This window comes from Microbacterium sp. CPCC 204701 (genome assembly GCF_004010105.1).
Classification (GTDB): domain Bacteria; phylum Actinomycetota; class Actinomycetes; order Actinomycetales; family Microbacteriaceae; genus Microbacterium.
In genome coordinates this window covers 1-5121 of sequence record NZ_RRYE01000217.1, presented here as the reverse complement: position 1 = coordinate 5121, position 5121 = coordinate 1, and the positions used below count along the sequence as shown (strand labels likewise).

General features: G+C 69.2%; 7 protein-coding genes. 6 read left to right on the top strand and 1 reads right to left on the bottom strand.

From position 1 onward, the window contains the following. The coding region (aspS, locus tag EIO58_RS12255; protein WP_127819780.1) for an aspartate--tRNA(Asn) ligase at positions 1-1322 on the bottom strand (1322 nt) is incomplete at its 3' end. Positions 1323-1376: 54 nt separating this feature from the next. Between aspS and EIO58_RS12250 the strand changes: the two genes are divergently transcribed. The 6 genes from EIO58_RS12250 to EIO58_RS12225 form a co-directional block, all read left to right on the top strand. Beyond that, complete coding sequence (locus EIO58_RS12250; protein WP_127819779.1) at positions 1377-1781, top strand: DUF6264 family protein; 405 nt, start codon at positions 1377-1379, stop codon at positions 1779-1781. A 154-nt stretch (positions 1782-1935) separates the two neighbouring features. Beyond that, positions 1936-2547, top strand: a complete 612-nt coding sequence (locus tag EIO58_RS12245; protein ID WP_127819781.1) for a DedA family protein — start codon at positions 1936-1938, stop codon at positions 2545-2547. Positions 2548-2589: 42 nt separating this feature from the next. Beyond that, entirely contained in the window at positions 2590-3219 is a 630-nt protein-coding gene (locus tag EIO58_RS12240) for a histidine phosphatase family protein (protein WP_127819778.1), read from the top strand. Continuing rightward, positions 3216-3836, top strand: a complete 621-nt coding sequence (locus EIO58_RS12235; RefSeq protein WP_127819777.1) for a TlpA family protein disulfide reductase — start codon at positions 3216-3218, stop codon at positions 3834-3836. The genes EIO58_RS12240 and EIO58_RS12235 overlap by 4 nt, the downstream gene beginning before the upstream one ends. After that, entirely contained in the window at positions 3833-4684 is an 852-nt protein-coding gene (locus EIO58_RS12230; RefSeq protein ID WP_127819776.1) for a cytochrome c biogenesis CcdA family protein, read from the top strand. Before EIO58_RS12235 ends, EIO58_RS12230 begins: the two co-directional genes overlap by 4 nt. Positions 4685-4715: 31 nt before the next feature. Next, positions 4716-5121, top strand: a 406-nt coding sequence (locus EIO58_RS12225; RefSeq protein WP_240658792.1) for a cytochrome c biogenesis protein ResB, incomplete at its 3' end; no start/stop codon positions are given.

Here is a 5121-nt window from a genome sequence, read left to right as displayed (position 1 = left end):
CCGCGGAAGAGGTAGGTGACCTCGCGGATCGAGTCCTGCCCGAGCAGCAGCATCAGCACGCGCGCGAGGCCCATGCCGAACCCGCCGTGGGGCGGGGCGCCGTAGCGGAAGAAGTCGAGGTAGAAGTCGAGGTGCTCGGGCTCGAGCCCCTTCTCCTTCGCCTGCTCGATGAGCACGTCGACGCGGTGCTCGCGCTGCGCGCCCGTCGTGATCTCGACGCCCTTGAAGAGGAGGTCGTACGACTTGGTCAGGCCGGTCTCTTCGTCGCGCATGTGGTAGAACGCGCGGATCTCGGGGTGGTAGTCGGTGATGAAGACGAACTGATGGCCATAGGTCTCTTCGACGTGGGCCGAGATCTGACGCTCGCCCTCGGGGTCGAGGTCGCCGTCGGTGCGGGGGATGTCGTAGCCGCGAGCCTTGACGATCTCTCGCGCCTCGGCCAGCGGGATGCGCGGGAAGGGGAGCGCGGGCACCTGCACCTCGATGCCGAAGAGCTCCTCGATCTCGTCGCCGTGCTGCGCCTTGACCGCCGTGATCGCGGTGGCGATCAGCTCCTCCTGCATGCGGGCGACGTCTTCGTGCGAGTCGATCCAGCTGATCTCGGCATCGATCGAGGTGAACTCGGTCGCGTGGCGGCTCGTGAACGAAGGGTCCGCGCGGAACGCCGGCGCGATCTCGAAGATCTTGCCGAAACCGGCGACCTGCGCCATCTGCTTGAAGAACTGCGGCGACTGGGCGAGGTACGCCGTCTGGTCGCCGAAGTACTCGAGCGAGAACAGCTCCGCGTTGGACTCCGATGCCGAGGCCATGAGCTTCGGCGAGTGCACCTCGATGTAGTCGCGTTCGATCCAGTACGAGCGCATCGCGTGCTCGAGGGTGGTCTGCACGCGGAAGATGAGGTTGTTGCGGCGCTGGCGCAGGTCGAGGAAGCGCCAGTCCATGCGCTTGTCGAGTCCGGAGTCGGCCGCGATGGGCGTCTCGGGAAGGGCCGCGGCCGCGATGTCGAGCGAGCCGATCTTGATCTCGACGCCGCCGAGCTTGACGCGCTCGTCGTGCTTGAGCTCGCCGTGCACCGTGAGGAAGGTGCCCGTGGCGAGCTCCGAGATGGTGGTGGTGAGCACGAGGGATGCCTCGGTCGCCGCGTCCGCGTCGTCGGCGAGTTCGCGCGTCGCCGGGTTGACCAGCTGCACGGCGCCCGTCTCGTCGCGGAGGATGACGAACTGCACCTTCTTCTGATCGCGAACGGTCTCGACCCATCCCGACACCGAGACGGGTCCGTCGGGGAGACCCTGCAGCTGCTGGACGAGAACGCGTTCACTCACGAGGGTCAAGTGTACGTTGACGCGCGGTCGGCACTCGGCCGGTACCATGCGGGCATGACGTCGACGCCGCCGTTCTCCGAACCGTCCGCGACGGCCTGGCCGCCGGCACCGCCGGCGAAGCGGCCGGTGAAGACGATCGACGTCGTCGCCACGATCGTGCTCCTCGTCGCCGACGGCGTGCTCGCCGCCCTCGCCTCGATCATGGGCATGTTCCTCGTGATGGCCTCCGACCCGTGCGGTGCGGTCACGTGCAACACCGACCTCATCACGATCGGGTGGCTCATGGGCATGATCCTCCCGTGGCTGGCGTTCGTCGCGACGGCGATCGTTGCGATCGTGCTGATGGTGAAGCGGCGGCTCGCGTTCTGGGTGGCTCTCGTGGGCGCGGCGGTCATCGCGCTGTCGCTTCTGCTCGCGTTCGCCGTGACAGCGGCGGGAGTGCCCGGCTCGTCGATCTGACCCGCAGCGTCGCCGCCCCGTTTCGATTCGGGGGCCTGCACCCAGGAACGGTTCACGGTGGTGACCTAGCGTTGAAGCCGTGACAGAGATCAGTGCGACTGCCACCTCCGACGGCTCCTGGCTCAGCTCCCTTGCGGACTGGGCCGTCTCTCTGATGGATGTGATCGGCCCCGCGGGCGCCGGCATCGCCATCGCGGTGGAGAACCTGTTCCCGCCGCTGCCGAGCGAGGTGATCCTGCCGATGGCTGGCCTCGCGTCGAGCCGCGGCTCGTTCACGCTGTTCGAGGCGCTGTTCTGGACGACGGCCGGGTCGATCGTGGGCGCGCTGCTGCTGTACGGCCTCGGCGCGTGGCTCGGCGTCGCTCGGCTGCGGGCGATCGCCGCCAAAGTCCCGCTGCTGCACCCCGAAGACATCGACCGCACGGTCGCGTGGTTCTCGCGTCACGGCAGCAAGGCGGTGTTCTTCGGGCGTATGATCCCGATCTTCCGCAGCCTCATCTCGATCCCCGCAGGGATCACGCGCATGCCGCTGTGGCGGTTCGCCCTCCTGACGGCTGCCGGCAGCCTCGTCTGGAACTCGATCTTCGTGCTCTCCGGCTTCTTCCTCGGCGAGTCCTGGCACATCGTCGAGCGCTACGCCGACATCCTGCAGTACGTCGTGATCGGTGCGGCGATGCTCGCCGTGGCCTGGTTCCTGTACGCGCGGGTGCGTGCGCTTCTCGTCGAGCGCAGCTCGGGATCGGGCGCCGAGCCGGGGTTGGACTGACGCTCAGCGGCCCCACAGAACGAGCCGCCGTAGACTGGTCGGGTGCCCGCCGACCGCCTCCATCTCGTGCGCCACGGAGAGGTCCACAATCCTCGCCGCGTGCTCTACGGGCGACTCCCGGGCTACGGCCTGAGCGCCGACGGACGGCGCATGGCGCGTCAGGCTGCGGAGTTCGTCCGCGCGATGCAGCGGCCGGTCTCGACCGTGGTGTGCTCGCCGCTGCAGCGCACGCGCGAGTCGGCGGAGCCGTTCGCCGAGGTCTTCGGCATCGAGGCCGTCGTCGACGAACGCGTCATCGAGCCGACGAACGTGTTCGAAGGCAAGCGGATGGTGCGGGCGCTGGTGAACCCGTGGAACTGGCGACACCTGCGCAAGCCGGCGCTGCCCAGCTGGGGTGAGCCGTATGCGGATGTCGTGGGTCGCATGAACGCGTCGATGACGCAGGCGTGGGATGCCGTCGACTCGGGCGACGTCGTGATCGTCTCGCATCAGCTCCCGATCTGGATCACCCATCTCGCGGTGGCGGGGCTCCCGCTGCGGCACGATCCACGCGAGCGGCGGTGCGCGCTGTCGAGCGTGACGAGCTTCGAGATGGTCGAGGGCAAATGGACCGAGACCGCGTACGCCGAACCGGCGTCGACGGCAGGTGCGGTGGACGTGGGGGCGGTATGACCGGGGGAACCAAGGCCAGGCGCGGGCTGCGGGCCGCGGCATCCGTCGTCTTCGCCGCTGCTGTCGTCGCAGGACTCGCGGCGTGCACGAACGACCCCCTCGCCGAGGAGTACCGCAAGGGCGAGAACAAGGGCTTCGTCGCCGCCAGCGGCGTGCGCTACGTCGAGATCCCCGAAGCCGAGCGCACCGAGCCCATCGAGTTCGAGGGCGTGCTCGACACCGGCGGCACCGTGACGCAGGCCGACTTCGACGGCGATGTGCTGGTCGTGAACTTCTGGTACGCCGCGTGCGCACCGTGCCGGGTCGAGGCTCCCGAGCTCGACGATGCGCAGGCGGCGCTCGAGGGCGAACCCGTGTCGTTCCTCGGCGTGAACCTCCATGACGGCGCCGAGGCGTCGCGCTCGTTCGCCGAGACCTACGGCATCGACTACCCGAGCGCACTCGCGACCGAGGACGGCTCGATCAAGCTCGCCTTCGCCGGTCAGACTCCGCTCAACGCGGTGCCCTCGACGCTCGTGCTCGACAGCCAGGGTCGCGTCGCGGTGCGCATCATCGGACAGCTCGAGGACGCCTCGATCCTCGAGACCCTCGTGCGCGAGACGCTGGAGGACGCGTGAGCCTCGCCGGCCTCGTCGCCGACGGGTCGCTCCTGGTCGCGCTCCCGATCGCCGTGCTGGCCGGAGTCCTGTCGTTCCTCTCGCCGTGCGTGCTGCCGCTCGTTCCCGGCTACCTCGGCTTCATCGGAGGAGCCGTCGCCCCGCGCCCCGCGCCGGCCGCTCACAGGGTTCGCACAACCGCGCCTCGTTCGGGGGATTCCGCCGAATCGCTGCGAGAAAGCGCCGAAACTGCGAAGTCTGTGACGACGGATGCCGCACCCGCCGAGCCCGGCCGCGGGCGTCTCGTTCTCGGGGTGTTTCTGTTCATCGCGGGCTTCACCGTCGTGTTCGTCAGCATGGCGATGCTCGGCGGAACACTCGGCCGCTTCCTGCTCGAGCACGCCGACGTGATCACGCGCGTGCTGGGCGTATTCATCATCGCGATGGGCCTCGTGTTCATCGGCTGGTTCGGCATCGCGCAGCGCATCTCGCGCCCGCAGGTGCGCGGCAACCTCGGGCTCGTCGGCGCGCCGCTGCTGGGCGTCGCCCTCGGCATCGGATGGGCGCCGTGCATCGGCCCCACCCTCGCCGTGATCCTCACGATGGCGTTCGACTCCGCGTCGGCCGGGAGGGCCGCGCTGCTTGGTGTCGCGTACTCGCTCGGGCTCGGCATCCCGTTCTTGCTGCTCACGCTCGGGTTCGGGTGGGCGACGCGCTCGGTGGCGTTCGTCCGGCGGCACATCCGCGTCGTCAACCTCGTCGGCGGCGGGCTGCTCATCGTCCTCGGCCTCCTGATGGTGACCGGCGTGTGGACCGAGATCATGGCGCAGCTGCAGGGGGTGTTCGACAGTGTCACGGCCCCGCTCTGACGCTTCGACAGGCTCAGCGACCGGGGCCACCGTGGAGCCGGTCGAGGGGACGCTGCGCCCCGCTGACCACGCCGACGCCGTCGACGACTCGCACGATGCGTCCGCAGGCTCCGCGATCGGGGGGCCCGAACTCGGCTCCACCGGCTGGATGCGCTGGGGCTGGCGGCAGCTGACCTCGATGCGCACGGCGCTCGTGCTGCTGCTGCTCCTCGCGATCGCGGCGGTGCCCGGATCGCTCGTGCCGCAGCGCAGCGCCGACCCGAACGGCGTGACGCAGTACTTCCAGGACAACCCCGATCTGGCCCCGGTCCTCGACAACCTCAGCATGTTCGACGTGTACACGTCTCCGTGGTTCTCGGCGATCTACATCCTGCTGTTCGTCTCGCTCGTGGGCTGCATCATCCCGCGCACCCGCCACCACTACAAGGCGCTGCGCG

Excerpts from the sequence above, each read along its gene's own strand:
- EIO58_RS12235 (WP_127819777.1), top strand. The coding sequence starts at position 3,216 with ATGACCGGGGGAACCAAGGCCAGGCGCGGGCTGCGGGCCGCGGCATCC.
- EIO58_RS12250 (WP_127819779.1), top strand. The coding sequence starts at position 1,377 with ATGACGTCGACGCCGCCGTTCTCCGAACCGTCCGCGACGGCCTGGCCG.
- EIO58_RS12245 (WP_127819781.1), top strand. The coding sequence starts at position 1,936 with ATGGATGTGATCGGCCCCGCGGGCGCCGGCATCGCCATCGCGGTGGAG.